The organism is Rhizobium sp. FG113, from assembly GCF_057809895.1.
In genome coordinates, this window is record NZ_JBMDKV010000001.1 from 273,400 (window position 1) to 298,910 (window position 25,511).

Annotated in this window: 17 protein-coding genes; 5 read left to right on the forward strand and 12 right to left on the reverse strand. The window is 60.4% G+C overall.

From position 1 onward, the window contains the following. Positions 1-6 precede the first annotated feature (6 nt). From kdpC to ACODTZ_RS01095, 5 genes are all read right to left on the reverse strand, one after another. Complete coding sequence (gene kdpC, locus ACODTZ_RS01075) at positions 7-576, reverse strand: potassium-transporting ATPase subunit KdpC (protein WP_047504682.1); 570 nt, start codon at positions 574-576, stop codon at positions 7-9. A gap of 55 nt (positions 577-631) precedes the next feature. Next, the gene (kdpB, locus tag ACODTZ_RS01080) at positions 632-2,719 is read right to left on the reverse strand and encodes a potassium-transporting ATPase subunit KdpB (protein WP_047504679.1); all 2,088 of its coding nucleotides are present in this window, start codon (positions 2,717-2,719) and stop codon (positions 632-634) included. Between the two features lie 213 nt (positions 2,720-2,932). Further along, a complete protein-coding gene (gene kdpA / locus ACODTZ_RS01085) occupies positions 2,933-4,636 on the reverse strand; it encodes a potassium-transporting ATPase subunit KdpA (RefSeq protein ID WP_489023130.1) in 1,704 nt (567 codons plus the stop codon). Between the two features lie 31 nt (positions 4,637-4,667). Continuing rightward, positions 4,668-4,757: a K(+)-transporting ATPase subunit F gene (locus tag ACODTZ_RS01090; protein WP_047504674.1), complete on the reverse strand. Its 90-nt coding sequence runs from the start codon at positions 4,755-4,757 to the stop codon at positions 4,668-4,670. A 380-nt stretch (positions 4,758-5,137) separates the two neighbouring features. Then, entirely contained in the window at positions 5,138-6,205 is a 1,068-nt protein-coding gene (locus ACODTZ_RS01095) for a glycosyltransferase (protein WP_489023132.1), read from the reverse strand. A 230-nt stretch (positions 6,206-6,435) separates the two neighbouring features. Here ACODTZ_RS01095 and ACODTZ_RS01100 point away from each other — a divergent pair, with 230 nt between their 5' ends. Then, entirely contained in the window at positions 6,436-7,545 is a 1,110-nt protein-coding gene (locus tag ACODTZ_RS01100; RefSeq protein WP_489024752.1) for a glycosyltransferase family 2 protein, read from the forward strand. Positions 7,546-7,632: 87 nt separating this feature from the next. Here the strand turns inward: ACODTZ_RS01100 and ACODTZ_RS01105 are convergent, their stop codons facing one another. Beyond that, positions 7,633-9,027 carry an O-antigen ligase family protein gene (locus ACODTZ_RS01105; protein ID WP_489023133.1) on the reverse strand — a complete coding sequence of 465 codons (1,395 nt, stop codon included), beginning with the start codon at positions 9,025-9,027 and terminating at the stop codon, positions 7,633-7,635. A gap of 261 nt (positions 9,028-9,288) precedes the next feature. Between ACODTZ_RS01105 and ACODTZ_RS01110 the strand changes: the two genes are divergently transcribed. Next, on the forward strand, positions 9,289-10,773 hold the full coding sequence (locus tag ACODTZ_RS01110) for a hypothetical protein (protein WP_489023134.1): 1,485 nt from the start codon (positions 9,289-9,291) through the stop codon (positions 10,771-10,773). 68 nt (positions 10,774-10,841) lie between these two features. Next, on the forward strand, positions 10,842-11,753 hold the full coding sequence (locus ACODTZ_RS01115) for a hypothetical protein (protein ID WP_489023136.1): 912 nt from the start codon (positions 10,842-10,844) through the stop codon (positions 11,751-11,753). Between the two features lie 164 nt (positions 11,754-11,917). Here ACODTZ_RS01115 and ACODTZ_RS01120 read toward each other — a convergent pair whose 3' ends face one another. Genes ACODTZ_RS01120 through ACODTZ_RS01140 form a run of 5 tightly spaced genes read right to left on the reverse strand, consistent with a single transcriptional unit; the run spans position 11,918 to position 21,705 of the window. Then, entirely contained in the window at positions 11,918-13,321 is a 1,404-nt protein-coding gene (locus ACODTZ_RS01120) for an HlyD family type I secretion periplasmic adaptor subunit (protein WP_112981411.1), read from the reverse strand. Beyond that, positions 13,318-15,453, reverse strand: a complete 2,136-nt coding sequence (locus ACODTZ_RS01125) for a peptidase domain-containing ABC transporter (RefSeq protein WP_111560748.1) — start codon at positions 15,451-15,453, stop codon at positions 13,318-13,320. The genes ACODTZ_RS01120 and ACODTZ_RS01125 overlap by 4 nt, the downstream gene beginning before the upstream one ends. A 30-nt stretch (positions 15,454-15,483) precedes the next feature. Further along, positions 15,484-15,777: a hypothetical protein gene (locus ACODTZ_RS01130; RefSeq protein ID WP_018896722.1), complete on the reverse strand. Its 294-nt coding sequence runs from the start codon at positions 15,775-15,777 to the stop codon at positions 15,484-15,486. Between the two features lie 34 nt (positions 15,778-15,811). Further along, complete coding sequence (locus ACODTZ_RS01135) at positions 15,812-17,032, reverse strand: GTP-binding protein (protein WP_489023139.1); 1,221 nt, start codon at positions 17,030-17,032, stop codon at positions 15,812-15,814. An 8-nt stretch (positions 17,033-17,040) separates the two neighbouring features. After that, a complete protein-coding gene (locus ACODTZ_RS01140; protein ID WP_489023141.1) occupies positions 17,041-21,705 on the reverse strand; it encodes a DUF4082 domain-containing protein in 4,665 nt (1,554 codons plus the stop codon). 25 nt (positions 21,706-21,730) lie between these two features. Here ACODTZ_RS01140 and ACODTZ_RS01145 point away from each other — a divergent pair, with 25 nt between their 5' ends. Together ACODTZ_RS01145 and ACODTZ_RS01150 are read left to right on the forward strand one after the other, a co-directional pair. Further along, a complete protein-coding gene (locus tag ACODTZ_RS01145; RefSeq protein WP_489023142.1) occupies positions 21,731-22,258 on the forward strand; it encodes a hypothetical protein in 528 nt (175 codons plus the stop codon). A 358-nt stretch (positions 22,259-22,616) separates the two neighbouring features. Beyond that, positions 22,617-23,675, forward strand: a complete 1,059-nt coding sequence (locus tag ACODTZ_RS01150) for a DNA topoisomerase IB (RefSeq protein ID WP_489023144.1) — start codon at positions 22,617-22,619, stop codon at positions 23,673-23,675. A 43-nt stretch (positions 23,676-23,718) separates the two neighbouring features. On the opposite strand, the gene treZ is transcribed toward ACODTZ_RS01150, so the two are convergent. Next, positions 23,719-25,494: a malto-oligosyltrehalose trehalohydrolase gene (gene treZ, locus ACODTZ_RS01155; protein WP_489023146.1), complete on the reverse strand. Its 1,776-nt coding sequence runs from the start codon at positions 25,492-25,494 to the stop codon at positions 23,719-23,721. Positions 25,495-25,511 lie beyond the last annotated feature (17 nt).

The following is a 25,511-nucleotide window of genomic DNA, read 5'->3' on the forward strand; positions in this document are numbered from 1 at the left end:
CGTGCTTTACTGAACTGTTGTTGCGTCCAGAGCCATGTTGAGTTCCAGCACGTTTACGGTGGGTTCGCCCAGAAGGCCGATCTCGCGCGTCTGGATGGCGGCATCGACGATGCGCTTCACCCTCGGCTCGTCGAGGCCTCGAGCCTTGGCTACGCGCCCTACCTGGAAATAGGCGGCCTCCGGCGAGATATGCGGGTCGAGCCCGCTGCCGGATGCGGTGACGAGATCGACGGGAACCTGTGCGTCGGGATTGGTCGCTTTCGCGGCATCGTAGTCGGCTTTCACGCGATCGATAAGCTTCTGGCTGGTCGGTCCAAGGTTGGAGCCGCTGGAGGCGGAGGCATTATAGCCATCGCCAGCCGCCGAGGGGCGCCCATGAAAATACCGGTCGCTGGTGAAGGCTTGCCCGATCAGCCTAGAGCCCACGACCGTGCCGTTCTTTTCAAGCAGACTGCCGTTGGCCTGCGCCGGGAAGAGGGCTTGAGCCGCGCCGGTCATCGCAAGCGGGTAGACAAGGCCGGTAATCGCGGTGGTCGCGACGATCAGGACGATTGCGGGGCGAAGTTGGTTCAACATTGTCGTGAACTCCTGGTAGGTCAATGGTTGGGAAGGTCGACGTTCGGTCCGGGCGCTACGCCAGGCCGAGCGCCGCGACGATCACGTCGATTGCCTTGATGCCGATGAACGGTACGATGATGCCGCCGAGACCGTAGATGAGAAGATTGCGCGAGAGCAGCGCGCCGGCGCCGATCGGGCGATAGCGCACGCCTTTCAGCGACAATGGAATCAACGCGATGATGATCAGGGCGTTGAAGATGATCGCCGACAGGATCGCGCTTTGCGGGGTCGACAACCCCATGATGTTCAAGACGCCGAGCTGCGGGTAGAATGTCAGGAACATCGCGGGAATGATCGCAAAGTATTTCGCAATGTCGTTGGCGATCGAGAAGGTCGTCAGCGCGCCGCGTGTCATCAGCAGCTGCTTGCCGATTTCCACGATCTCGATGAGTTTCGTCGGGTCGCTATCGAGATCGACCATGTTGCCGGCCTCTCGAGCGGCGACTGTGCCGGTATTCATCGCGACCCCGACGTCAGCCTGGGCAAGCGCGGGCGCGTCATTGGTGCCGTCGCCGCACATGGCGACCAGTTTGCCCTTCGCCTGTTCCTCGCGCATCAGCGCCAGCTTCATCTCTGGGGTGGCCTGAGCCAGAAAGTCGTCGACGCCGGCTTCCGCGGCAATAGCCGCAGCGGTCAGCGGGTTGTCACCAGTTATCATCACCGTACGGATACCCATACGGCGCAATTCGGCGAAACGCTCGCGGATGCCGCCCTTGACGATGTCCTTCAGCTGAACAATGCCCAGCAGCCGGCCGTCACGGGCAACGGCGAGCGGTGTTCCACCGCTTTTTGCCACTTCGTCGGCGATCGTCTTGAGTTCGCGCGCGGCGGCATCGTCGATGTGCAGCGCAACGGCGGCACTGCCTGCGGCGGAAGCAGGGTAGCTGCTGACATAGGCGAGCATGGAATCGACCGCACCCTTGCGGATGGACGATCCGTCGAGATCGACGCCACTCATACGGGTCTGCGCGGTGAACGGCACGAACGTTGCCTTCAAGCTGCTCATGTCGCGGCCACGGATCGCATATTTCTCCTTGGCGAGTACCACGATCGAGCGACCTTCCGGTGTCTCATCGGCAAGCGAGGCAAGCTGTGCGGCATCGGCAAGTTCCTGTTCGCTGATGCCACGTACGGGATGGAAGGCGGTTGCCTGTCGGTTGCCAAGCGTGATCGTGCCCGTCTTGTCGAGAAGGAGCGTGTCGATATCTCCCGCCGCCTCCACGGCGCGGCCGGACATGGCAAGCACGTTGAAGCGCACCAGACGGTCCATGCCCGCAATTCCGATCGCAGAAAGCAGCGCGCCTATGGTCGTCGGGATCAGCGTCACGAACAGCGCGACGAGTACAATGATTGGTATCGAGCCGCCGGCGTAGGCGGCAAAGCTCGGGATCGTTGCCGTAGCAAGCACGAAGATCAGCGTCATGCCGGCGAGCAGGATGTTGAGCGCGATCTCGTTCGGTGTCTTCTGTCGCTGCGCGCCTTCGACCAGCGCGATCATACGGTCGATGAAGGTCGAGCCGGATGCTGCCGTGATACGCACGCGAATTTCGTCGGAGAGAACCTGCGTGCCGCCGGTAACGGCCGATCGGTCGCCGCCGGATTCGCGGATAACGGGAGCGGACTCGCCCGTAATTGCTGCCTCGTTCACGGAGGCCACGCCTTCGATCACTTCGCCATCGGACGGTATGATGTCGCCGGCCTCAACCAGGACGATATCGCCGACCTTCAGGCTGGTGCCCGGAACCATCTTGTAGCTGGTACGGCTGCCGTCGGCCAAGAGCTTGGCCTGCGTTTCCGTTCGGGACCGTCTCAGGGAATCCGCCTGCGCCTTGCCGCGGCCTTCCGCGACCGCCTCGGCGAAGTTGGCAAAGAGCACGGTGAACCAGAGCCACAGGTTGATCTGGAACGAAAAGCCGAGATTGCCGCGCCCCAGAACCAGGTCGCGGAGAAAGAGTGTGGTCGTCAAAACGGAGACCGTGGCGACGACGAACATCACCGGATTGCGCGCAAGCGTGCGTGGATCGAGCTTCCTGAAGGAGGCGCCCACGGCTGGAACGAGGATGCGAGTATCCAGAATACTCGCGGATTTTGACTGGCTCATAAGAGAGACTCCAGCTTTCGATAGGAGAACAATGGGATCGGACGCTGCCGATCAGCCAACGAGAATTTTGAGCGTGCAGGCGAGCACCAGAACGGACGCCATCATGATGAGGATGATGTCGGTTCCTCTTGTCTCCGGCGGTCGCTCACGCCCCGGGCTTCCGTGGCGTGATGCTGATTTTCGTCGCTCGTGACGCAGGATCATGGGGTGGCCCTAGAAGGTTTTCCCGGAAATCATTGTCAGGTGCTCGACGACTGGCCCAAGCGCCAGGGCAGGGAGGAAGGTCAGGCCACCAACGATGATGATCGTACCGACGAGCATGCCGACGAAGAGGGGGCCGTCTGTCGGGAATGTTCCCGCCGATGCCGGCACGGTTTTCTTGGAGATCAGCGACCCCGCGATTGCCAGAGCCGGGATGATGACCAGGAAGCGGCCCATCAGCATGCCCAGGCCGAGCGTGATATTGTACCAGGGCGTGTTTCCGGTGAGCCCGCCAAATGCCGAGCCGTTGTTTGCCGCAGCCGACGTATAGGCATAGAGGATCTCGGAGAAGCCATGCGGCCCGGCGGTTCCGACTGATGCGACCGCGGACGGCAGCACGCTGGAGATCGCGGTGAATACGAGCATGGCCAGCGGCAGGCATAGGATGGCGAGCACGGCCATTTTCATTTCCTTCGCCTCGATCTTCTTGCCGAGATATTCCGGCGTGCGGCCAACCATGAGGCCCGCAACAAAGACGGCGACGATGATGAACAGGACGATGCCATAGAAGCCGGCACCGACGCCGCCGACAATCACCTCACCAAGCTGCATGTTGATCAGCGGGATGAGACCACCAAGAGCCGTGAAGCTGCCGTGCATGGCGTTGACCGCGCCACAGGACGCTGCCGTTGTGATAACCGCGAAAAGCGAGGACATGGCGATGCCGAAACGCACCTCTTTGCCTTCCATGTTGCCGCCACCCAGGCCGAAGGCGTGCATGAGCGGATTTCCCGCGGTTTCCGCCCAATAGGTCACGCCGACGCCGACGAGGAAGAGGAGCCCCATGGCGGCGAGAATGGCCCAACCCTGGCGCTGATTGCCAACCATGCGGCCGAAGACATTCGTAAACGCGGCGCCGATTGCGAAGATCGAAACCATCTGCAGCATGTTCGAAAAATTATCCGGATTCTCGAACGGGTGGGCTGAGTTGGCGTTGAAGAATCCGCCGCCGTTGGTGCCGAGCATCTTGATAGCCAGCTGTGAAGCGACAGGCCCCACCGCGATCGTCTGTGAGGCACCTTCGAGAGTGGTTGCGTTGACATAGGCGCCAAGCGTCTGCGGGACACCGAGATAGACATACACTAGCGTCAGAACGATGCAGACCGGCAGCAGGACGTAGAGCGTGGCGCGGGTCATATCGACCCAGAAATTGCCGATCGCCCTGCCCGAAGCACGCGCAAAGGCGCGGATCAGCGCGACGGCAATCGCCATGCCTGTGGCCGCCGAAACGAAGTTCTGCACGGTAAGACCCATCATCTGGGTCAGGTAGGACATGGTGCTCTCGCCGCCGTAATTCTGCCAATTGGTGTTTGAGACAAAGCTTGTGGCGGTGTTGAAGGAGAGTTCCGACCCAACGGCTGGCATGCCCGCCGGATTAAGGGGCAAAATACCTTGGAAACGCAGCAGAAGGTAGAGAACGAACGTCCCAAGCAGATTGAACATCAGCAGGGCAAATGCGTAGGACGTCCAATGTTGCTCTTCGCGCTCGCTGGTGCCCGCGATGCGATAAAGTCCCCGCTCAACGGGGGCGAGGACTGGAGAAAGGAACGTGCGCTCGCCTGTGAAGACACGGGTCATGTAGCCACCGAGTGGTTTGACGAGCGCAATGATGATCCCGCAATACAGCAGGATTTGTAACCATCCAATGAGGGTCATGAGACGAAACTTTCAGTGCGGGCGGCTTTCGTCAGAAGCGCTCCGGGCGAATGAGGGCGTAGGTGAGATAAACGGTCAGAAATACCGTCACCGCACCGCTTAGGATGTAGTCGACAATCATGGCGAAGATCCTCGGTTCAGAGCGTGTCGCATGCCTTGACGTAGGCGAAGCAGAGCGCGAAAAAGATCACGGCGGTGCCGATCAGAACGATGTCCATCATCGGTCACATTTCCTTCCAGCTGTTTTGAAACGGCGAGAGCCACATGGGACCTCGTGCCGACGGAAGACGATGTTCCGCGGTACTGTTATGCGGCCGATCCGCATAAACGATCGAGATTGAAGCCCGACGCCATAAATAAAAAAGCTATAAAGATTCCCGTCTCCAAGACGCCGGCGCGATGATCCGCGACCGGAACGGGCCTGCCGGCTGGAGCGTATGAATTGGAAAAAGACAGCGGTGGCTCGTCATCAAGTCTGTCCGCGGCGCAGCGGACAGCGCGTCAAAGGTAACAACGCGGGAAATATACGCCTGTCCTGCGGGACCAATGGTATTCAACGCGGTTGAAGATCTCGGTTTCCGCGAACCTGCGCAACCGGCCCTCGTAGTGGGACAATGACTTTTGCAAGGGACCGCGATGCGGTGCCTGAGCGGCCATGAGCGCGCGGTATCGACGCGTTCGAACCACATTCGGATAGAGTGCTACGGCGAACTCGCGGTACTCCGTCGGGCTGGCGTCATCGGCGACCGGGAATTCACACAGGTTGCGTGCGTGCTGGATTGCGGTGAATGCAAGCGCACGTTTGCCAAGAGTATGCAGCTCATCGCGCTCCGCCAAGTCCGCCCCTTCTTTTTCGAAGGTCGATCGCATGGCCTCGCGCCGGCCGATCAGATCGAACAGGAATCCCGCGTGGATCGTCCGCTGCATGCTTTGCGCATGTGTCCGGTAGTAGGCCTGGTCGGTACCGTTCACACGCCCGATATCGGAGATCGAAGCGATGCGCATCCACATTTCCATGTCGCCAGAATGCGGAAGTGTCGGATCGTAGCCGCCGATTCTCTTCTGGATGCTCGCGCGAACAACCGCCTCCGGACAGACGAGAAAGTTCTTACCCGACTCACAGACCTGCCGTATCCATTTTGCCCCCGGCCAGATCGATGTCCCTGTCTGAAGTGTCCGGGCATCGGGGCGTTGCTGGGAGTTGAACGAGATCGCCTGACCGTACGTCATTCCAATGTTCGGGTTTGCTTCCATCAATGCTGTAGCGCGTGACAAGGCGCCAGGCGTCAAAAGATCATCGGCCGACAGCAAGACAAAGTAATCGCCAGTGATCTGGGATATGCCCTCGTTGTAGGTTGCGATATGCCCCTTGTTCACCTCGTGGCGAATGACCCTCACACGGCTGTCCTGGCTCAGCTTCCGGCAGACCTCGGGCGTGTTGTCGGGCGAGCAATCATCGATAATCAATACCTCGACATTGACATCCGCCTGGCTGAGAACGCTTTCCACGCATTCTTCCAGGTATTTTCCGTAATTGTAACATGGGATTGTTACTTGTACCGTGACCATGTCTTTACTCGTCGATCTGATAGTTACTGGAAAAATTATCTAATGTTCTGTTGGAATCAATAGGTAATGCAGTGGTCTTTTGAGGTATAGGAGCGCCTTATCGGCTATCAAAACGATCTCGTTTATTTTCAACTCAACTTTATTTATTTTCGGCTATGCGTTTAAACGGAAGCGAAATCGACGTGACGAGATCCATCTGCCTTGCACTCGGGAATGACATTTCGGATCGCATGACAAAGGCCGTGAAACGGGCTGAGGCAACGACTGTGGCCCACAAACTGACAGTCAGGCCCCAAAGCGAGGTCAAGGAAGCGACGGTGAGTGTCGTCATTCCCTGCTATAATTATGCGCGCTTTCTTCCCGACGCCGTCCGCAGTGCTTTGTCGCAAGAGGGCGCGATCGTCGATGTCATCATCGTGGACGACAAGTCGACCGACGCCAGCCTATCGGTTGCGAATGAGCTCGCGGCATCCGATTCCCGGATTACTGTCCTCGCCCATCGTGACAATGCCGGGCCTGTGAAAACCTTCAACGACGGGCTTGCACTTGCACGCGGGGAGTTCCTTGTCCGCCTCGATGCCGACGATCTGCTGACGCCGGGATCGCTTCGACGCGCGATTGCCGTCATGCAGCGATTTCCCAGCGTTGGGCTTGTCTATGGGCGGCCAGTTCATTTCAGCGCCGCCACTCCTAAACATCGGGCCCGAGCGCGAGCATGGACGATATGGCCCGGAAAGGAATGGCTCGAGGCCCGCTGCAAATCAGCGTTCAATGTGATCACCTCGCCTGAGGTTCTCATGCGCAAGTCGGTTGTGGACCTCGTGGGCGGCCAACTGCCCTTGCCGCACACGCATGACATGGAGATGTGGTTTCGAGTGGCTGCCTTCTGTGATGTTGCCTATATCCGAGGCGCGGATCAGGCGTGGCATCGGGAGCATCCCAACAGCCTTTCAGCGACGAAGGTTGACGATCTCCGCGACCTGACCGAGCGACGCGACGCATTCGAGGCGCTTTTTGGCGGGAGCGTTGGCGAGATGGATCAGTCCGTGCAATTTCACCGACACGCCAAGGCCGCGATGGCCGCCCAGGCGGTTGAGCTGGCAACGCGCCTTTATGATCGCGGTCATCCGAGCGCGAGTAAGGTGTCAAACTTCCGGGATTTGGCGCGTTCTTTGGTCGGAGATACGAAAGACATTTCCGGTTGGGATGGCCTGGAACGGCGCATGGAGATGGGCGCCGACAAAGTCAGACGGCACCCGCGATTCATCCTCGAGCGCCTCGTTCGCGGTTTGAAGAGCCGATACTCCCGTTGGAAATGGCGCCGGACGGGCGAATGGTAAGAGGCCGAGCCCGGTCTCTCGGATGAAGTCTCATCCTTTGGCTTAAGTTCGCGGGTGCCCGCTCTCAACGAAGGCTGTGCGGCCGGCCTATAGTCGTGGCTGGCGAACGATACGGCCGCGTGGCGACCGCGCTTTTGGCTCGTTGCTGCTGGCGGTGGACTTGGTATCCAGCAGCCACACGCCTGCACCGGCGAGGAAGAAAAGCCAGGCATAGGTGGCACCCCAGAAGTGAACTGTCGAGCCGACGAACACAAAGGTGGCCATGCAGATAAGATAGGCTGTGCGGCATGCATTGTGGCGTTGGTCGAGGCCTTTTCGCAGCGCGATCACCCCCCACAAGGATAGCAAAGACAATGAGAGCAATATGAAGGCCGGAAGCCCATATCGCATGGCCGTAAGAAGCCAGAAATTGTCGACGCTCTCGCTGCCCATCCAGCTTGGCCGCACCCAGTCGCCCATGCCAATGCCAAATATCGGATTGTTGTCTACGGAAGCGGAGCCATAATTCCAGATCCAGATGCGGTACCAGCCCGTCTGCTGATCAAAGGTGAAGTGTGAGATGTAGAACTGAATCGGTGTCTGGTTGGATCCGAACTCGATCACGAGGTAGCCGGCGAGAGCAAACCCCCACAGCAGCTTCCATCTCGCTTGAAAGGTGCCGAGCACCTTGTCCCAGGCGAGCAGGGCCAACTGGCAGAAAATACCGGCGATCGGAGCCGACGACATCGACATGATCGCGGTTCCGCAAACAAGGCACGCCAGGAGCCGGCGTGTGGACGGCTTGTCACTTGACGCAAGAGCGGTAAGCGCAAACATGCTGCCGCAAAACACGCCAAACAGGATGGAATGGCTGAAAGGCCCCTGCACACGCCAGAGGCCCATGCGCGGAACCATTTTCGTTATCTCGACAGTTGGAAATATCATGCCGAATGAAACGAGCAGAGGCTTCTGGCCCGTCAACCACTCGTACAGGGCGAACGGCGCCAAGCATGCGAGTAGCTTTACGACGAAGACGATCATGCCGCGAAATTCGTCGATGTTGCGGATGTAGCAACGCGCCAGCAGATAGGCGCCCATTCCATCGACAAGCATCATCCCGCCCGATTGGGCTGCCACACCCAATCCGTGTGCCACGCCGAGCGCTATTGTCAGCCAGACGCTGTACAGCAGGAGGCCAACATCCGCCGGCCTGACTGGACCGACTTTGCCCTGCGCCAGCATTGCAACGCTTGGCAGCAGTGTGAACAGCAGCACGATGCGATAGACAGAGAGATTCAGCGGCCCCAGCGGTATGATCCAGGGGATAAGCAGCCCGATTAGAAACAGCTTGACGGCGACGGGCAGATGGCTTGTTGCGCTCAGGCCTTGTCGCTCATTGCCGCGTTCACGTCGCTCCGCAACCGGCGGCTGATCCGTTGCGACGTCATTTCCCGCTTCGAAACCGTGAGGTTGCCGCATACTGGCTGATCTGTACCTAGACATCGCTCTATCCGGATCGGGCCCGCGAGATTAACGCTGGTCCATCGTTGTTCGGCGCCAGATCGATTTGAGTGATGTGGCCGACGGCAACAATAACCAAAGTGACGCCCGATCGCGACTAATCCTTACGATATACTTTTGCCTCGTCCAAATAGACGAATAATGACCTGCTTACAGACTTTAAATATATCGGATAATCTTCCGATTGTAGGTTTGAAGCCGCTGGCCTAGCCGGCCGTGCAATCCTGAGCAAGGAAATCGCCGATGCCGCCCGGATATGACAAGCTTGATGGACAGTTTATCATCTCGACCGCCTTTCAGCCGTGCCCGCAGGGCTGGCGGCAGTGGCAACTGGACGGCGTCTTCCTCAACATTGCCAAGCAGACCCGGGTAGTTCGGGTCGCGGATGCGACAGGTCGAGAGGTCGGTTTGCTGCTCGGAACCGCCATCGATCTTGAGCGCGGTATGATCATCGACGATCGGTATTCGCTTGGCAGCGCCCTGGAGAACCGCCAGCATCTCGATGCCGTGATCGAGCGCGACATCTATCGTTTGGCGGGCAGCTTCCTGTTCGTAGTGAGCGCCTGCGACGCGCACCGCATCTATCTGGATGCAAACGGCACGCTCTCGGTTGTCTACGACCGGGAACGAAAGCTTGCAGGTGCCACGGCCGCGGCTCTCCTCGATCCTGCTTCATATGAAGCGCGGTTCCGCGGCAAACTCTACAAAACGCTCGATGTCGACAATGCCGGCTGGTTTACCGCCGGGCTGACCGCGCATGAGGGAATCTCGCGTCTGCTCTGCAATCATTATCTTGATTTGGAGAACTGGACCGTAAATCGGCATTGGCCGCTGGCCGCGATCGAGACCGCGAAAGACCCGACGGCCGCCTGCCTGCGGATCTGCAAGCGGATCAGCGAAACGACGGCGATCCTGGCAAAGGCCGGAAAAACGAGTGTTGCGCTTACCGCTGGCAATGATTCCCGTCTCCTGCTGGCATGCTCGCGCGACATGATTCGTGACCTGTCCTTCGTAACCGTTGCCGCGCCGACCGCAGACATCGATGTCGCCTGCGCGACGCGACTGGCGCGGCTGGTCGGCCTCCAGCACAAGGTTCTCCCTTATCGGGAGGCGACTTCGGCCGAGGCTGACCTATGGCGTCTGAGGGCCGGCCATTGCGTAGGTGGAAACAATGTGAAGATGCATCCGAGCGTGAAGCCGCTTGAGGGGCAATATTTCATCGGCGGGTTGGGCGGAGAGGTCGGGCGCGGCTTTCTGTGGCTCAATGCGGAGCACAACACGGTCATAGACGCCAAGGGATTGGTCAACCGGCTCAAGCTACCGCCAAGCGCTGATGTCGTGAGCGCGGTGGAGGAATGGCTTGCGCCCATATCGCACTTCGACAGCTTCTTTATTCTGGATCTCGCCTACCTCGAACTTCGGATGAGCGCATGGGGCTTCTGCGATTCCTATGTCAAGCCAAGGCATTGCGAGATCCACCCGATGATCTCGAGGGAGAACTACACGGATATGCTGTCCCTGCCGCCCGAAGTGCGACGCAAGGGCACTATATATTCGAAGGCGATCGCATCTCTCTGGCAGGAAATATCGGAAATTCCCGTCAACAAGTACGGAAACTACCGGGACATATTGCGCCCCGCGAAAGAAGCGATCAGGAACCCGAAACGCGCGTCGCGGAAGATCATGCAGATTGTCGGCACCTGGAAATCAAGGATGGCGCACACATGACGCGTGCGCTGACGCCGAGATAGCAATTCCCGTAAAGTCAGACTATTTTCGCGATGGAGCGGTGTCACATGACAATGGAAAAACATGGCAGGCCGGCGTGCGCGAGTGTGCGAGGGGCGACGATCTTAGCCACCATTGTTCCGCTTATGGTTGGTCTGTCGATAGGTGTGGAGCCCGCGCGAGCGGCCGAGCCGGTGCCTGTCGATCTGAGCACGTTTCCAGGCCCCGATAACACCGGCGTACCAAAAGGTACGGTGCTTACCCCATACGATGGTCCATGCGAGATTACCGAGCCCAATACCGTGATCGATGCAAAGATCGTCGAATGCCCTTTGATCATCAAAGCCGCGGCAGTTCGGATCACGCGCAGCAAAACCATGCATGTCGATGTCGATATGACGGGCGCATCGCTGACGATCGAAGACAGTCTGGTTGACGGCGGCAAATGGATGGGACCGGCGATTGGCTTCTCGTATGTAACGGTCCGTCGTTCCGAGGTCAGGGGTGGCCAATCGAGTATTCAGTGTACACCCAACTGCCTGGTCGAGGACTCCTGGCTGCACGGCCAGTATCTCCAGCCGGGGCAGCCACAGCACCTTGGAGGGTTTCTGTCCAATGGCGGCGGCGACGTGACGCTTCGACACAACACCATTGGCTGCGACGTCGAAGATGTCGATGGTGGGGGATGTTCTGGCGACGCTCAGATTTATGGCGATTTTTCAGAGCTAAGCCGCTTCACCTTCGAACGAAACCTCTTCCTCGAGACGCCTGGAGGCTTTTGTACGTCATTCGGATACAATCCGGGAAAACCGTTCGGCACCAACCCGACCTTCATCGTTGTGACGGATAACGTTTGGCAGCGCGGGAAGAATGGAAAGTGCGCGGCCTACGGCCCCACAACCTCTTTCAGCGCGGGTGGCGAAGGAAATGTCTGGAGCGGCAATGTATGGGATGATGGTAAGGTGCTAGAGGCCCGCTAGACGCCTTGGGCGCCGCTTACCAAGCCAGCCCTCCAAATCAGCTTTCGACGAATTTCATTGCAATGCGACCCCATCTCGCCTTCGAAGCGAATGGGGTCGCATTTTTATGCTTAGGTGAGTGTCTGCCCGTAGCGGTCCCCCCGGAGCAAGGAGCCCATGCTCAATCAAGGCTCCCGGATCGCGGTGTCCAAGCCCTTCAGCAGCGGATACAGGAAATACGAGATCACCGTCCGCTGTCCGACCATGATCTCGGCCGAGACCGCCATGCCCGGAAGAAGCCGCACAGGGTCCTTGTCTGTTCCAAGGCTCTTGTCGGCGAGCAGGACGCGGGCTTTGAAGAAGGGCTGGTTGGATTGGGTGGCGGCGGCGTCTTGTTGGGTTGGGGTGAAGGTGTCGCGGCTGATCGTTCGGACGGTGCCTGATGCCGTGCCGTACTTCTGGAACGGATAGGCGTCGAACTTGATGCGTGCCTTCGTGTCCGTTTCGATCCGGCCGATGTCGCGCGAATTGACGGAGACCTCGGCTTCGAGCGGGACGTTCAGGGGAACCAGCGTCACGATCGGCTCGGCTTCCTTGACGACGGAGCCAACGGAGCGCTGGGCGAGATCGAGCACCACGGCATCCGCCGGCGCGGTCAAGACGACCATGTTGCGGCGCAGTTCCATCTTCTTCAGCTCTTCGCCAGCGGTGTCGCGCTGGCTTCTGAGATCGACGAGCTGCTCCATCGAGGCGCGACGGAAGTCCTCGATGAAGGCTTGGCGGTCGGCTTCGAGCTTCGCATAGGCGTGCTCGGCTTCATCGGCGCGACCCTTGACCATCGACAGGCTTGCCTCGACATCGAGCCGGGCGTCGCGGGAGGCGAGCAGCGTGATCAGCGATCCGCTTTCGCGGTCATAGAGACGCTCGCGGGTGGCCTCGATCCGCGAAAGGTTTTCGCGGCGGTCGACCAGAACGGCCTGTTGCGCCTTGCTTGCGGCAATCGTCGAGGCCTGGCCTGCGAGCTGCTGCTGGAAGTTCTGGAGCTGCGCCGTGTAGAACGCGCGGCGCTGCCCGAAGAGCTGTGCCTGCAAGATTTCGTTTTGCGTGGCGCCGGCGATGGACGAGTAATCGACGCCGGAGAGTTCCGCTTCGATGCGCTTCACCTGAGCGTCGAGCGCGGCGAATTTCGCGGTCAATTGATCCACGTCCGCCTGGCTGAAGGTCGCGTCCAGCGTTGCGAGCGTCTGGCCGGTATGCACGAGATCGCCGGCCTTCACGTTGATCGTTCTAACGATCGAGGTTTCGAGCGGCTGGACGACGATCGTCGGCTGCGTGGTCACGAGCTTGCCGGGTGCAATCACCACTTCGTCGATCGACGAGACCGAGGCCCATACGATCGCCGAGAGGATCAACGCGGTGACGCAGTAGAGCGTCATGCGTGCGACACGTGGCGGAGCTCGCTCCTCGAGTTCGACGGCATCCGATTGGAACTCGGAGATGACGGGCGAGAACCCGCCGCGCGAGGCTAGCTGATTGTCGTGTGGTCCGACGGGAACGGGAAGGTTTGGCTTTCCAGCGTGCGCGTTCATGCTACCTGCCTCATCTGCTGCGACCAAAGGTGACGATAGGTCATGCAGCGCGTGACCAGCTGATCGTGGCGGCCGATATCGGCGATCTTGCCGCGTTCGACCACGAGAATGGCGTCGGCGTCGACAAGCGTGGAGAGCCGATGCGAGACGATGATCACCGTCCGTCCGGCCGCGATCTGGCTGAGATTCTGCCGGATGATCGCTTCGCTGTCGGGGTCGAGGGCGCTGGTCGCCTCATCGAAGATCAGCAGCTTGGGATCGGTGATCAGGGCGCGCGCGATGGCCAACCGCTGCTTTTGTCCGCCGGAGAGGTTGGATGCATTCTCCTCGAGTATCGTCTCGAAGCCGCGCGGCAGGCGCTCGATGAACTCCTCGGCGCCGGCGATGCGCGCGACTTCGACGATCTCCTCGATGCTGGCATCCGGCTTTGCGGCCGCGATGTTTTCGCGAACGGTGCCTTTGAACAAGAAGTTATCCTGCAGCACGACGCCGATGCTGGTTCTCAGATGCACGAGGTCGATCTCGCGGCTGTCATAGCCATCGACGCGCACCAGGCCTTGCTGGCTTTGATACAGCCCCTGGATCAGCCGGGTGATCGTCGTCTTGCCGGAACCGCTCTTGCCGACGACGCCGAAAACGGACCCCTCCGGAATGCTGAAGGTGACGTCGTCGAGCGCCGGCGCGCCATCCGGCGCATAGCGGAAGGTGACCTTGTCGAAATCGATGCGACCGCGAAGCTGCGGACGGATGCCGCGGCCGCGGCCGAACTGTTCCGGACGCTGGTTCATGATCTCTCCGAGCATGCGAACGGAGAGCGCGACTTCCTGGTACTCATGCACCATGGTGACGATCTGCACCAGCGGTCCGGAGACGCGGCCGGCCAGCATGTTGAAGGCGACGAGTGCACCGACCGTCATCGAGCCGTTGAAGACGTCGAGCGCGCCGAGCCCGATGATTGCCACGCCCATCAGCTTTTCCAGAAGACCGGTCAGCGACTGGGCAACTGTCGATATCTTGTCGACGCGGAAACGCACCGAGATCGCCTGGGCGGAATGGTCGTCCCAGACCTTGCGCTGGCGCGGCTCGAGCGCGAGCGATTTGACGGTGCGCATGCCGTGCACGGTCTCGACTAGAAGTGCCTGTCGATCTCCTTCAGCCTTGTAGAGCGCCTGCAGGCGCCGCTGAAACGGGCCGACGAGCAGCATCACCACGAGACCGACGAGAGCGGCGAAGCCGAGCACGACGAAGGTGAGCTTGACGCTATAGAGAAGCAGGATCGGGATAAAGACCAACAGCGACAGCCCGTCGAGAAGCGTCAGGAACAGGCGGCCGGTCAGGAATTCGCGGATGCGCCCGGTCTGCTGCATATGCTTGACGATGACGCCGGCGGAGGCCTGCTCGAACAGCGCGATCGGAAGATTGAGCAGGTGGCCGAAGGTGCGGGTGGCGATGCGGATGTCGATCCGGTTTGTCGCGTAAAGCAGCAGATAGCGCCTGAGGAAGCTGAAGGTCGCGTCGAAGATCAGGGCGACGGCGATGCCGATCGTCAGCACCGTCAGCGTGGCATAGCTTTGGTGCACCAGCACCTTGTCGATGACCAGCTGGAAGAACATCGGCGTCGTCAGCCCGAGGCCGTAGAGCACGAAGGCGGCGAGCGCGACATCGCGAAAGAAGCTGCGCTGCTTGATGACCTCAGGAATGAACCAGCGGAAGCCGAATGGCTGGTCGTCGTCGCTCATGCGGTGGCTGCGCTTCATCAGGACGACGGAGCCGCGCCAAGACTTGGTGAACTGCTCTTCGTTGAGCAGTATGAATTCGGGTCGGGTCGCCAAGGGGTCGAGCACGCGAACCTGCTTTTCCTCGCCATCGACCGCGCCGGCCACCACTACCCAGTTGCCGTTCTCAAGCTCGGCAAGAATGGGATAGGCGTTGCCCAGCTGGAAGAGCGATGGCCAGGTCAGCGTCAAATGCTTGGCCTTCAGCCCGGAGTCTTTTGCCATGCGCAGAAGCTGGCGCACGGCGACAGGTTCCTCACCCACGGCATAGTCATGCTGCAGGCGCTCAGGCGAGAGATCGACGCCGTGGTGACGCGCGACGAGAGCGAGACAGTGGAGATTGGTGTGCAAAAACATACGCGTGGCCCACCCGGATACCGATAGCGTTTAGTTGAAATTCGGAGAAGCGTTCTGCGACTGAGCCGCATCCGCCGCTGGAGCCTGCATGTCGCTGATGCGGCGAACGGCACCCGCCTCGACGAGGCCGCCAAGCGCCTTCTGCATCAGATCCACCGCGTTCGCGAATGCCTCGACCGGCATGATGATGCGCTGGCGGAATTCAGGCTTCGGGTTGTTGCTGGCGTCGCGCTCGGTCGCCGAAAGCGACATCAGGTCGATCCTGACGATCGATCCGGTTACCGTGATTTCGCCGATGCCATCGGAATAAAGTTCGCTGCTCATTGTGTGCCCTCTGGTTTGGTTGTTTCAGAAAGTGTCACGCATGGCCGTGCTGCCATGCTGGAAAGGGATCGTGCATGCCCTGTGCCAAGTGCTGATCGAAGTTGGTCTCGTTGCCGACAAGGCAGTCGTCGAGCGCCGCGCAGACGGCATCCTGGTCAAGCCCCGCGCCGATGAAGACGAGCTCCTGCCGACGGTCGCCCCAGGTCTCGTTCCAGTGCTTGTCGAGCAGCTGCCGAAATTGCGGGTAGCGCGGCCATTGCGCCTTCGGCACCGTCGCCCACCAGTAACCCTTGGCGGTGATCTGGCGCTGAACGCCGGCGATCGACAGCTGGCCGATTTCCGAGGGGCGCGTCGCGAGCCAGAAATGGCCCTTCGCGCGGATCAGGCCCGGCCATTCCATGGCAAGGAAACGCTCCAGCTTCACCGGATCGAACGGCCGGCGCGCGCGATAAACGAAACTTGAAATGCCATATTCCTCCGTCTCCGGAACATGGTCGCCCCAACCGTAGAGCTCCTTGTGCCACAGCGGATGGCGGGCGGACTTGGCTTCGCTGAAGAGGCGCGTATCGAGGATCGAGCCGAGCGGCAGGTCACCGAAATCCGTCTCGACCACGCGCGCGTCCGGGTTCAGCGACGCCACGATCTGCCGGATCATCATGCGCGTTGCCGCATCGACCTCCGAGATCTTGTTGATCACGATGATGTCGGCAAATTCGATCTGGTCGACCAAGAGGTCGATCAGCGAGCGGTTGTCCTCCGCATCGCGCACCTCGCCACGATCACTAAGGAAATCCGTGCTGGAAAAGTCAGCCAGGAGATTGGCCGCATCGACAACCGACACCATCGTGTCCAGCCGGGCGATATCGCAGAGTGCCGCGCCGTTTTCGTCGCGAAACGAGAAAGTGGCGGCGATCGGCAGCGGCTCGGCAATGCCGGTGCCTTCGATCAGCAGGTAGTCGAAGCGGCCCTCGGCGGCGAGCCGCCGGACCTCCGTCAACAGGTCGTCGCGCAGCGTGCAGCAGATGCAGCCATTGCTGAGCTCCACCAGCGTCTCGTTGGTGCGCGAGAGGTTGGCGTCGCCGCCGCGAACGAGATCGGCGTCGATGTTGACCTCGCTCATGTCGTTGACGATGACCGCCACGCGACGTCCCTCGCGATTGCGCAGGACATGGTTGAGCAGGGTGGTTTTGCCGGCGCCGAGGAAGCCCGCCAAAACCGTGACCGGAAGCCTGTTTTCGTTCGCGCCCCGTTCCATGTTGATCCCTAAGCCGCCAACTGCGGCCGGAAGGCCACGTCGACATAGTAGTTGGTGTTGTTGTAGGTGCTGGTCGGGAACAGCCCGGCCGCGCCATAGGCATAGACGCCATTGCCGCTGCTTAGAGCAGATGACATTGCCTCGAGATTGCCATTGGATACGCTGTTGTCGAAGTAGTTGGCGGTCGCCGAGTAGTTGCCGTTGGTGCTGTAGGACACGACGTAGGTCGTGTTTGCGGAGACCACCACCTGGTCCGACAGCGTGACGGATTGCCAACCGCTGGCGCTTTCATTGGTGAAGGTCGCGCTGGCAAGCAGATCGCCGGTCGCGGTCCAGAGATAGCCGGTGTGCGTGCCGGTGTTCGTGGCGCCCTTGTAAAAGCTGATGCCGGTGATCCAGCCTGCAGCATCGGCCTGGAACTTCATCCCGAGATTGACGGGCGAATTGTCGTTGACCGAAACAACCGACGGCGTCGCGTTTGCGGCAAAGACGCTTTGTGTGGGTGTCGTCGATTGCGGATTGACTGATAGCGACACCTGCGCCGACGCCGTTCCGCCTGCGCCGTCTGAAATCGCGTAAGAGAAGCTCGCCGAACCCGAATAGCCTGCCGTCGGGGTGAACGTGATGGCGTTCGTCTGGCTGTTGAAGGCGACGGTGCCGTTCACGGCGTTGCTGACGCTGGTGACAGACAGCGTGTTGCCATCGGCATCCGTGTCGTTGGCAAGCAGCGCCGATGCCTGGATCGTCAAAGCGGCGCCTGTCGTCGTTTGGAAGCCTGTGTCGTTCACCGCGACCGGCGCCGTGTTCGCCACGGCCTGTGCACCGCTCTGGTAGACCACGTCGACCCAGTAGTTGGTCGCGTTGTAGCTAGCCGTTGGGAACAGGCTTGTGGAACCATAAGCATAAACGCCGTTGCTGCCGCTCGGCACAGTCAGGCCGCCATTCGAATAGTCGGCCGTGAAATAGTTCGGCGTGGCGGCGTAGTAGCCGTTCGAATGATAGCTTGCGACGTAGGTCGTGCCTGCGGTGATGGTGATCGGTGCATTGAGCGTGACCGTCTGCCATCCGCTTGCCGTCTCGTTGGTAAAGACCGCGGAGGCGAGGAGGGCGCCCGTGCTGCTCCAGAGCGAGCCGACATGGGTGCCGGTGTCTTGAGCGCTCTTGTAATAGCGAATAGCCGTGATTTGCCCGCCAGCGGACGCAACGAACCTGACGCCGAGTTCGACCGAACTTGGATCGCTATCGGCCGCGATGGTCGGCGTTTGAGACGAGGAAAACAGGCTTGATGTCGTTGGCGGAGTGGTTGGCTGGCTGACCGTCAGGTTGACCTGCGCCGACGCGGTGCCGCCATGCCCGTCCGAGATCGTGTAGGTGAAGCTTGCGGCGCCGACATAGCCGCTCGCCGCGGTAAAGATGACGGAGTTCGTCTGACTATTGAAGGTAGCGGTACCGTTCGTCGCCCCGCTCACGCCCGTTATCGAAAGCGCATCCCCATCCGCGTCCGTATCGTTTGCAAGAAGCGTAGCAGCGGCAATCGATAGAGCCGTGTTTGAATAGGCTTGGAGCCCGTTGTCGTTTGCCGCGACCGGTGCCGTATTGCTGACCGTCGACTGGTTGAAGACGATATCGACCCAGTAATTGGACGCCTGATAGCTGGAGGTCGGGAAAAGCGGGTTCGCACCATAGGCATAGAGGCCATTGCCGCCGCTTGCAGCACTCGAAAGCCCCGTCAGCACGCCGTTTGTGTGGTCGGTCGCGAAATAGTTGGTGGTTGCGACGTAGGAGCCGGTCGTATGATAGGATGCGATATAGGTGACGCCGGCAGTAATCTGGATCGCGCTGCCGAACGTCGCGGTTTGCCAGCCGCTCAGCGATTCATTGGTGAAGGTTACGCTTCCCACCAGCTGCCCGTCCGCGGTCCAGATGGATCCTGTATGGGCGCCCGTGTCACCGTCGGCCTTGTAGAAGCTGATACCTGTTATAGTGCCACTGGCCGACGAGACGAACTTCATCCCGAGTTCCACTGGCATCGCGTCGTGAATTGCCGAACCGGTTGGTCCTTCGCCAGCGGTAAACAGCCCGACCCCTGCCGGGGCCTCCTGAACCGTCAGGCTGACATTGCCTTGGCTGGTGCCATTGCGTCCGTCCGACAGCGTGTAGCTAAATGTCGCTGGGCCGCTGTATCCAGCGGTCGGTGTGAAAGTCACCGTACCGGCCTGGGTGTTTAGGGCTACCGTCCCGTTCACGGCATTCCCGACAGCGGTTATCGTCAGAGCATCGCCATTCGCATCCGTGTCGTTCGCGATGAGTGCCGCGATGGAGACGGTAAGCGCACCGTTGCGCCCGATCGTGAAGCCGCCGTCGTCATGCGCGACCGGGGCGGTGTTGGCACCAGCGTCAAATACGACGTCCACCCAGTAGTTCGAGCCGCCGGGGCTGAGGTTCGGGAAGATGGAGTTGGAGCTGTAGGCAAAGACGCCGCCGCCATCGACGGTCTTCAACAGTCCGCTGCTGTACGTCGATCCGAAATAGTTCTCGGTGACTGAGAAGTAGCCGTTGCTGTGGTAAGAGGCGGTATATGTCGTTCCCGCCGTGATCTGCACGGGGATCGAGAACATGACGGTCTGCCAGCCCGAAAGCGATTCATTCGTGGAAATGCCTGTTGCGAGCAGCGTTCCGTCGGCGTTCCAGAGGCTGACGACATGTTCGCCGACATTGTAGAAGCCCTTGTAGAAGCGGATTCCCTGAACGAAGCCGCCTGTGGTGGACTGAAAGCGGACGCCCAGCTCGACTGGATCACGGTCGATAGCCGTTTCGGTCGTCGGCTTCGATGCAAGCGTCCAGAGACCTTGCGTCTGCGGCAGTGACACGGTTACCTGGGTGCCGGCCGATGGCGTCTCCAGATTGACGCTATCATCGACTGCGCGCGACATGATCGTGTAAGTGCCGCTTGCCTGGACAACCCAGTTGTAGCTCCAGTTTTCGCGGCCGGTCGCCTTGAACCAGTGCTGCCCGCCATCGGTCGAGACCTCGACGCCGGCAATGATGCCACCGCCGAAATCGATCGCGGTTCCAGTCACGGTGACATGCTGACCTTCGAGGAAGCTGCCGCCGAGCGTCGGCGACGTGATCGTTGACGTCGGTTTGAGGGTGTCGGTCGATTGCGTGGCGAGCACCAGGCTGGCGTCCAGCGTCGTCGGCTGGATGCCCATGTCGGCGAACATGTTGACCATGGCCTGTTGGACATTCGGATCGGTCGGCGTGGCCGGACCCTCATGGTCGGCATTGAGGCCCCATGACCAGAAGACCGTTCCGGCGCCGAAGACCAGCGCGCCGCTTTCGGCGCGATACATGGTCAGGCTGTGCGTAGCGATGGCGCTGCCGACGGTCGTTCCGTAGTCCCGCAGATACGTGTCCACGGACACGCTGGAGAGAGACAGGTTGATCAGGCCGGCCGGCCGGAAGCCGTTCTCCACATCGGAGTCCCACTCGTAGCCGAGAAGGTTCTGCACCAGGCTGTAGGTTTCACCCGGCTGCAGGTTGGCGACATCGGTGTTGCGCCAGAAGCGCAGGTTCGAATAGTCGTAAGGGATGGTGATCGTGTCCTGCCGGTAGCTGTCCACGGTGAACATCGTGCCCGTCAGCGAATTTTCCGGTTCCTGGCCCGGATCGGCATAGCGCGGATCGCGCCAGGTGCCGGTGCCGATATTGCTCGGATCGCTGCTGGTGCCCCAGGTCTCCTTGTAGCAGACCATCGTGCGATAAGGCGTGCCGTTGCCGTCGATGCTGGTTTCCCAACGGATCTTCCAATAGACCTCGTTGCCGCTCCAGAAGGCCAGGTTGACGCCGCTGTCGCGCGCCGCTTCCACGTTGGCGCGCTGCTCGGCCGACCAGTATTCGTCGTGGCCGACGGAGAGGAAGGCGTCGTGGTTCAGAAGCAGGCTACCGCTTCGTGCGGAATCGACGCCTGAGATGTAGGAGACGTCGTAGCCGTTCTGCTCCAGCCAGGAGATCGCCGAGGCTTCGACGCCAAAGATGTAATCGTGAGTGCCGCCGATCGGGCTGGTATTGGTGATGATCGGACGGTTGTAGCTGACGGCCGAGGCACGGCCGATCGCGGTCAGGCCACAGCTGCAGTTCGGCGGCAGATAACCGATCATGTCGGCCGGATCGACCGGCACTTCGCCGTAATAGAGGCTGGCGCCGCCCCATGCGTTATAGGCCTGCCACGTCGTGTCCGATGTCTGGAAGACGATGTCGCTGGTCGAGGCGTCGTCCCGCACGATAAACGGAATGATGCCCGCGTCCTCGACGCCATCCTCGCGCACGAGCTTTGCGAAGTAGACGCCGGAGACAGCGTCCGCTGGGATCTCCCAGCTGGCCGATACCGACCAGTTGCCACAGTCGATCAGCCCAAGCGACATGTCGACGATCGGGTGCGGTTGGATCTGCGCCGTCGTCAGCGATTTGTCGATCGAGGCGACCTTGCGGGCGCCATCGCCGCCATAATAGCCCATGCGATAGATATCGATGCGGTAATGCGTCGAATCCGTCGCGATCTTGAAATCGACGGTCTGCCCGATGTTGGTGCTGATTTCCGTCGCAAAGCCCTGAATGGTGCCGTTGCCGTCTCCATCGAGCGTCCACTCGCTGCGCGCTGTGCCCTGCTGCATGTTCTCAAGGGCGATCTTGTTCGGCGTGGCGGCAACCGCTGCGGCCGCCGGCGCTACCAGCGCGGTTGCCGTCGCGGTGGGCTCGCTCGCGCTCTCCGCCGACGCCACGGCCGTCGATGCCGCTGCCGCCGAAGCGACCCGCAGGGTCGCCGAAACGGCGGCTGTTGCAGCGTCAATGGACGAGGGTGCGTCGACCGATGACGCACTGGTGCTGCTGTCCGGAAGAACGATGCTGGAGCCTGCTGTTACCAGGCGAGGGGTGATCGGCGCCGCGTCGACCGGCAAGACCGTCCGCGGCTCGGTCGTCGAAACTGTGGTCGTGGGGGTGTCGATAAGCGCTGCGGTTTGCGAAACCGAGGTTGACGCGGCATCGCTGGCGGAACTGAGTACGGCTGCCGTGCTGGTCGCGGCGACGCCTGCGGATACTTGGAATGCCGCGGCCGCTGTGCTCGGCTGGCCGCTGGTGGCATCGGAAGCGGTGGGTGCGGCGCCAATGCTCCAGTTCTGGGCTGCGGTATACACTGCCGTGGCGCCACCGAACGCACTGAGATAACTGTTATTGCGACCGCGTATTTTAATCATCTGCCACCCATCCCCAAACGAGTGGCCATGGTGCCATTTTTCGCGCTGCAGGAAACGACGGCAATCAGTGGTACGCAGAAAAGCGGTTTGTACTTCGTTTTGATTACTTAGTGGGAAGTGTTATATCTGGATTTTATTTGAATATCTGTGCCGATGTGTTTGCGTTGCTTCGCATATAACGATTTGAAGATCGCCGCCGCGGGCATTCAGCCGCCATCGAACAATGCGAATAGTGGCCAGATGCATCACCCGAAAGGAGCGGCGACAATCCGCCCAACCCTTTGAACTTGCGGCGGGAACTGAATCCTCTGTCGGGGTGTTTCTGCGACATGGACCAAGCGATCAATCAACCGGAAATCACCGTCGCAGCCTTAGCGTCGTCTCGACTGGTTTACACCACGGATATCGAGAGCGGCATCACGCGCAAGGCGGGAAAAAATGGCTTTCTCTATTATGCTCCCGATGGGCGCAGGATCACGGATAGCGCGGAAATTTCACGGCTGAACGCACTGGCGATCCCGCCCGCCTATGTCGACGTTCGCATATCGCCCAATCCTCTCTCGCACCTGCAGGCGATCGGCATCGATGCGCGTGGACGCAGGCAGTATCGCTATCATCCGGAATGGCATTTAGAGCGCGCACGCGCCAAGTTCGACCAACTATTGGAGTTCGGAGAACGCCTGCCGGATATACGCCAGCGTGTCGATGCCGATCTGCGGGGCCGCGCGCCGACGATGGACAAGGCCTTGGCCACCATCGTCTGGATGCTCGACAACCTCTATATCCGCATCGGAAATGCCGCATATGCAGAGGATAACGGTTCTTTCGGCCTCACGACCCTGCGGCGGCGGCACGTCAAGATCGACGGCTCCAAGGTGAAGTTCCGCTTCAAGGGAAAATCCGGCAAGGAGTGGAATCTGGTGCATACGGACCGGCGCATTGCGCGTGTTGTCCGCAGCCTGCAGGAATTGCCGGGGCAGCAATTGTTCCAGTATGTCTGCGAGGACGGGACCCGTCGGCAAATATCGTCGCAGGACGTCAACGAGTATATCCGGGAGGTATCGGGCGCCGAATTCAGTTCCCGCCAGTTTCGGACATGGGGCGCGACCTGTGCGGCCGTCACTGCCTTCACGCCTTTGGAAGTCGCCGCGACCGAGGCCGCAGTCGCGCGACAGATGAACGAAGTGATCGACGCCATTGCGGCCATGCTCGTCAATACGCGCGCGGTCTGTCGCTCGTCCTATATCCATCCCGCCGTGTTCGACGAGTTCAAGGCCGGCAGATTGGGCCAGTTGCTGCGCACGAGGCCAACACGAAGCAAGCGGCTCTTGAAGTGGATGGATGCGGAGGAGGCCCGTGTGTTGGGGTGGCTGAAGTCGGTGTCTTGAACCGACGCTCTTTCGCGCCGATGGATAGCGTGACGAGGTATTGTCACTCGCGGCGAACGCTCCAGTAAACCGACCACGGCGAGAGGTTTCCGGGAGACGGGGAACCCAGGTTGAAGAGGACCTGGGCGTCGTCCGCTGTAGGGGTGATCGTAGCCGTCTCGTTCCCGAGGTTCGCTCTGAGACACAACCGGCCGCCGCTCGCCAACGGCCAATCGACCGCGACTGCCGTGAAGCCGGATTCGGCGACGATGTCGCCGCGGCGCATCCCGGCCAGAAGCGGAACGATCTTCTGGTGGCGGGTCGCAAGCAGCGAGGTGTAAAAATCATGCATGTCGGCGCCTTCGGGCTCGGTGAGATTGGACCAATCGAGCTTTGCCATCTCGAATGTCGATGGCGCGGTCGGGTCCAGCAGATCATCCGTGTCGAAGCCCGGCAGACGCGAGAGCTCCTCGCGGCGTCCGTTTCGTACCATCTCGTTCAGCGCTTCATTGAGGTCGCAGAAATAGGGGAACGCATCCCGCGCACCCCATTCCTCGCCCATGAACAACATCGGTATTTGCGGTGCGAGTAGATAGACGGCGGCCATTGCTTTCGAGACATGAACCGGTTGCGCGGCGATGATCCGGTCGCCCATCGCGCGGTTGCCGATCTGATCATGGTTCTGGATGAAGGAGACGAAGGCCGTAGGTGGCAATTCGTTGGTGCTCTTGCCCCTGCTTTCGCCGCGATAGGGCATGTGCTGGCCCTGAAAGACAAATCCCTCCGCGAGCGACCGGGCGAGCGCTTCGCTATCATCAGCGTAATCGGCGTAATAGCCGAAATGCTCTCCGGTGGCGGCGACATGCAGCGTGTGGTGGATGTCGTCGTTCCATTGTGCCGTGAACAGACCTGTTTCGTCATCGCTCGTGCGCTTCAGGAGATCGCTGTCGTTTTCCTCGTTCTCGACAATCAGGTGAACATGGCGATCGCCGGCGGCTGCGCGCACGCGCCGTGCGAGTTCCGGCAGCAGATGTTCCTCGCTGTCGTCATTGATGGCGTGAACGGCATCCAGCCGCAGCCCGTCGAGCCTGAAGACGGTGATCCAGTAGATAGCATTCTGGATGACGAATTCGCGCATCGGCCGCGCCATCGCGCCATCGTAATCGATGCCTTTGCCCCACGGTGTCTTATGCCGGTCGGTGAAGACAGGCGCATAGAGGGGCAGATAATTGCCATCGGGGCCGAAGTGATTGTAGACGACGTCAAGGAAGACCGAGATCCCGCGTTCGTGGGCAGCATCCACCAGCGCCATCAAATGCTCGGGCCTGCCGTAGCTGCTGTCGGGCGCATAGGGCAGCACGCCGTCATAGCCCCAGCCGTAACGTCCCGGAAAATCGGAAACCGGCATTATCTGGATCGCCGTCACGCCCAGCCGTGCGAGGTGATCGAGGCGCCCGATCGCCGCGAGAAAGGTGCCCTCCTCGGTGAAGGTGCCGATATGCAATTCGTAGAGTACGGTCTCTTCCCATGGGCGCCCGCGCCAGGCTTCTTCCTTCCAATCATAGTTCGCGAGATCTTCGACCTCGCTGAACCCATGCACGTCGTGCGGCTGAAAGCGCGAGGCCGGGTCGGGCACCTGTAATCCATCAGGCAGAACAAACCGGTAAAGCGCGGCGCCGATGCCCACAACCTCCAGCTCGTGCCACCCGTCCGCAAGCTGACGCATGGGTAGCGGCTCATGGTCTTCCAGCTTCAAGCGGATGTTGTCGATAAGAGGCGCCCAAAGGCGGAAGGTGACACCCCTGTCGGAAATGACGGGTCCGAATTGCAAGTCAGTCACGTGAGGCCTTTCGACAA

Bases quoted from the DNA above. Each gene is read 5' to 3' on its own strand.
- kdpC (WP_047504682.1), bottom strand. From the start codon at position 576: ATGTTGAACCAACTTCGCCCCGCAATCGTCCTGATCGTCGCGACCACC.
- kdpB (WP_047504679.1), bottom strand. From the start codon at position 2,719: ATGAGCCAGTCAAAATCCGCGAGTATTCTGGATACTCGCATCCTCGTT.
- kdpA (WP_489023130.1), bottom strand. From the start codon at position 4,636: ATGACCCTCATTGGATGGTTACAAATCCTGCTGTATTGCGGGATCATC.
- ACODTZ_RS01090 (WP_047504674.1), bottom strand. From the start codon at position 4,757: ATGATTGTCGACTACATCCTAAGCGGTGCGGTGACGGTATTTCTGACC.
- ACODTZ_RS01095 (WP_489023132.1), bottom strand. From the start codon at position 6,205: ATGGTCACGGTACAAGTAACAATCCCATGTTACAATTACGGAAAATAC.
- ACODTZ_RS01100 (WP_489024752.1), top strand. From the start codon at position 6,436: ATGACAAAGGCCGTGAAACGGGCTGAGGCAACGACTGTGGCCCACAAA.
- ACODTZ_RS01105 (WP_489023133.1), bottom strand. From the start codon at position 9,027: ATGTCTAGGTACAGATCAGCCAGTATGCGGCAACCTCACGGTTTCGAA.
- ACODTZ_RS01110 (WP_489023134.1), top strand. From the start codon at position 9,289: ATGCCGCCCGGATATGACAAGCTTGATGGACAGTTTATCATCTCGACC.
- ACODTZ_RS01115 (WP_489023136.1), top strand. From the start codon at position 10,842: ATGACAATGGAAAAACATGGCAGGCCGGCGTGCGCGAGTGTGCGAGGG.
- ACODTZ_RS01120 (WP_112981411.1), bottom strand. From the start codon at position 13,321: ATGAACGCGCACGCTGGAAAGCCAAACCTTCCCGTTCCCGTCGGACCA.
- ACODTZ_RS01125 (WP_111560748.1), bottom strand. From the start codon at position 15,453: ATGTTTTTGCACACCAATCTCCACTGTCTCGCTCTCGTCGCGCGTCAC.
- ACODTZ_RS01130 (WP_018896722.1), bottom strand. From the start codon at position 15,777: ATGAGCAGCGAACTTTATTCCGATGGCATCGGCGAAATCACGGTAACC.
- ACODTZ_RS01135 (WP_489023139.1), bottom strand. From the start codon at position 17,032: ATGGAACGGGGCGCGAACGAAAACAGGCTTCCGGTCACGGTTTTGGCG.
- ACODTZ_RS01140 (WP_489023141.1), bottom strand. From the start codon at position 21,705: ATGCAGCAGGGCACAGCGCGCAGCGAGTGGACGCTCGATGGAGACGGC.
- ACODTZ_RS01150 (WP_489023144.1), top strand. From the start codon at position 22,617: ATGGACCAAGCGATCAATCAACCGGAAATCACCGTCGCAGCCTTAGCG.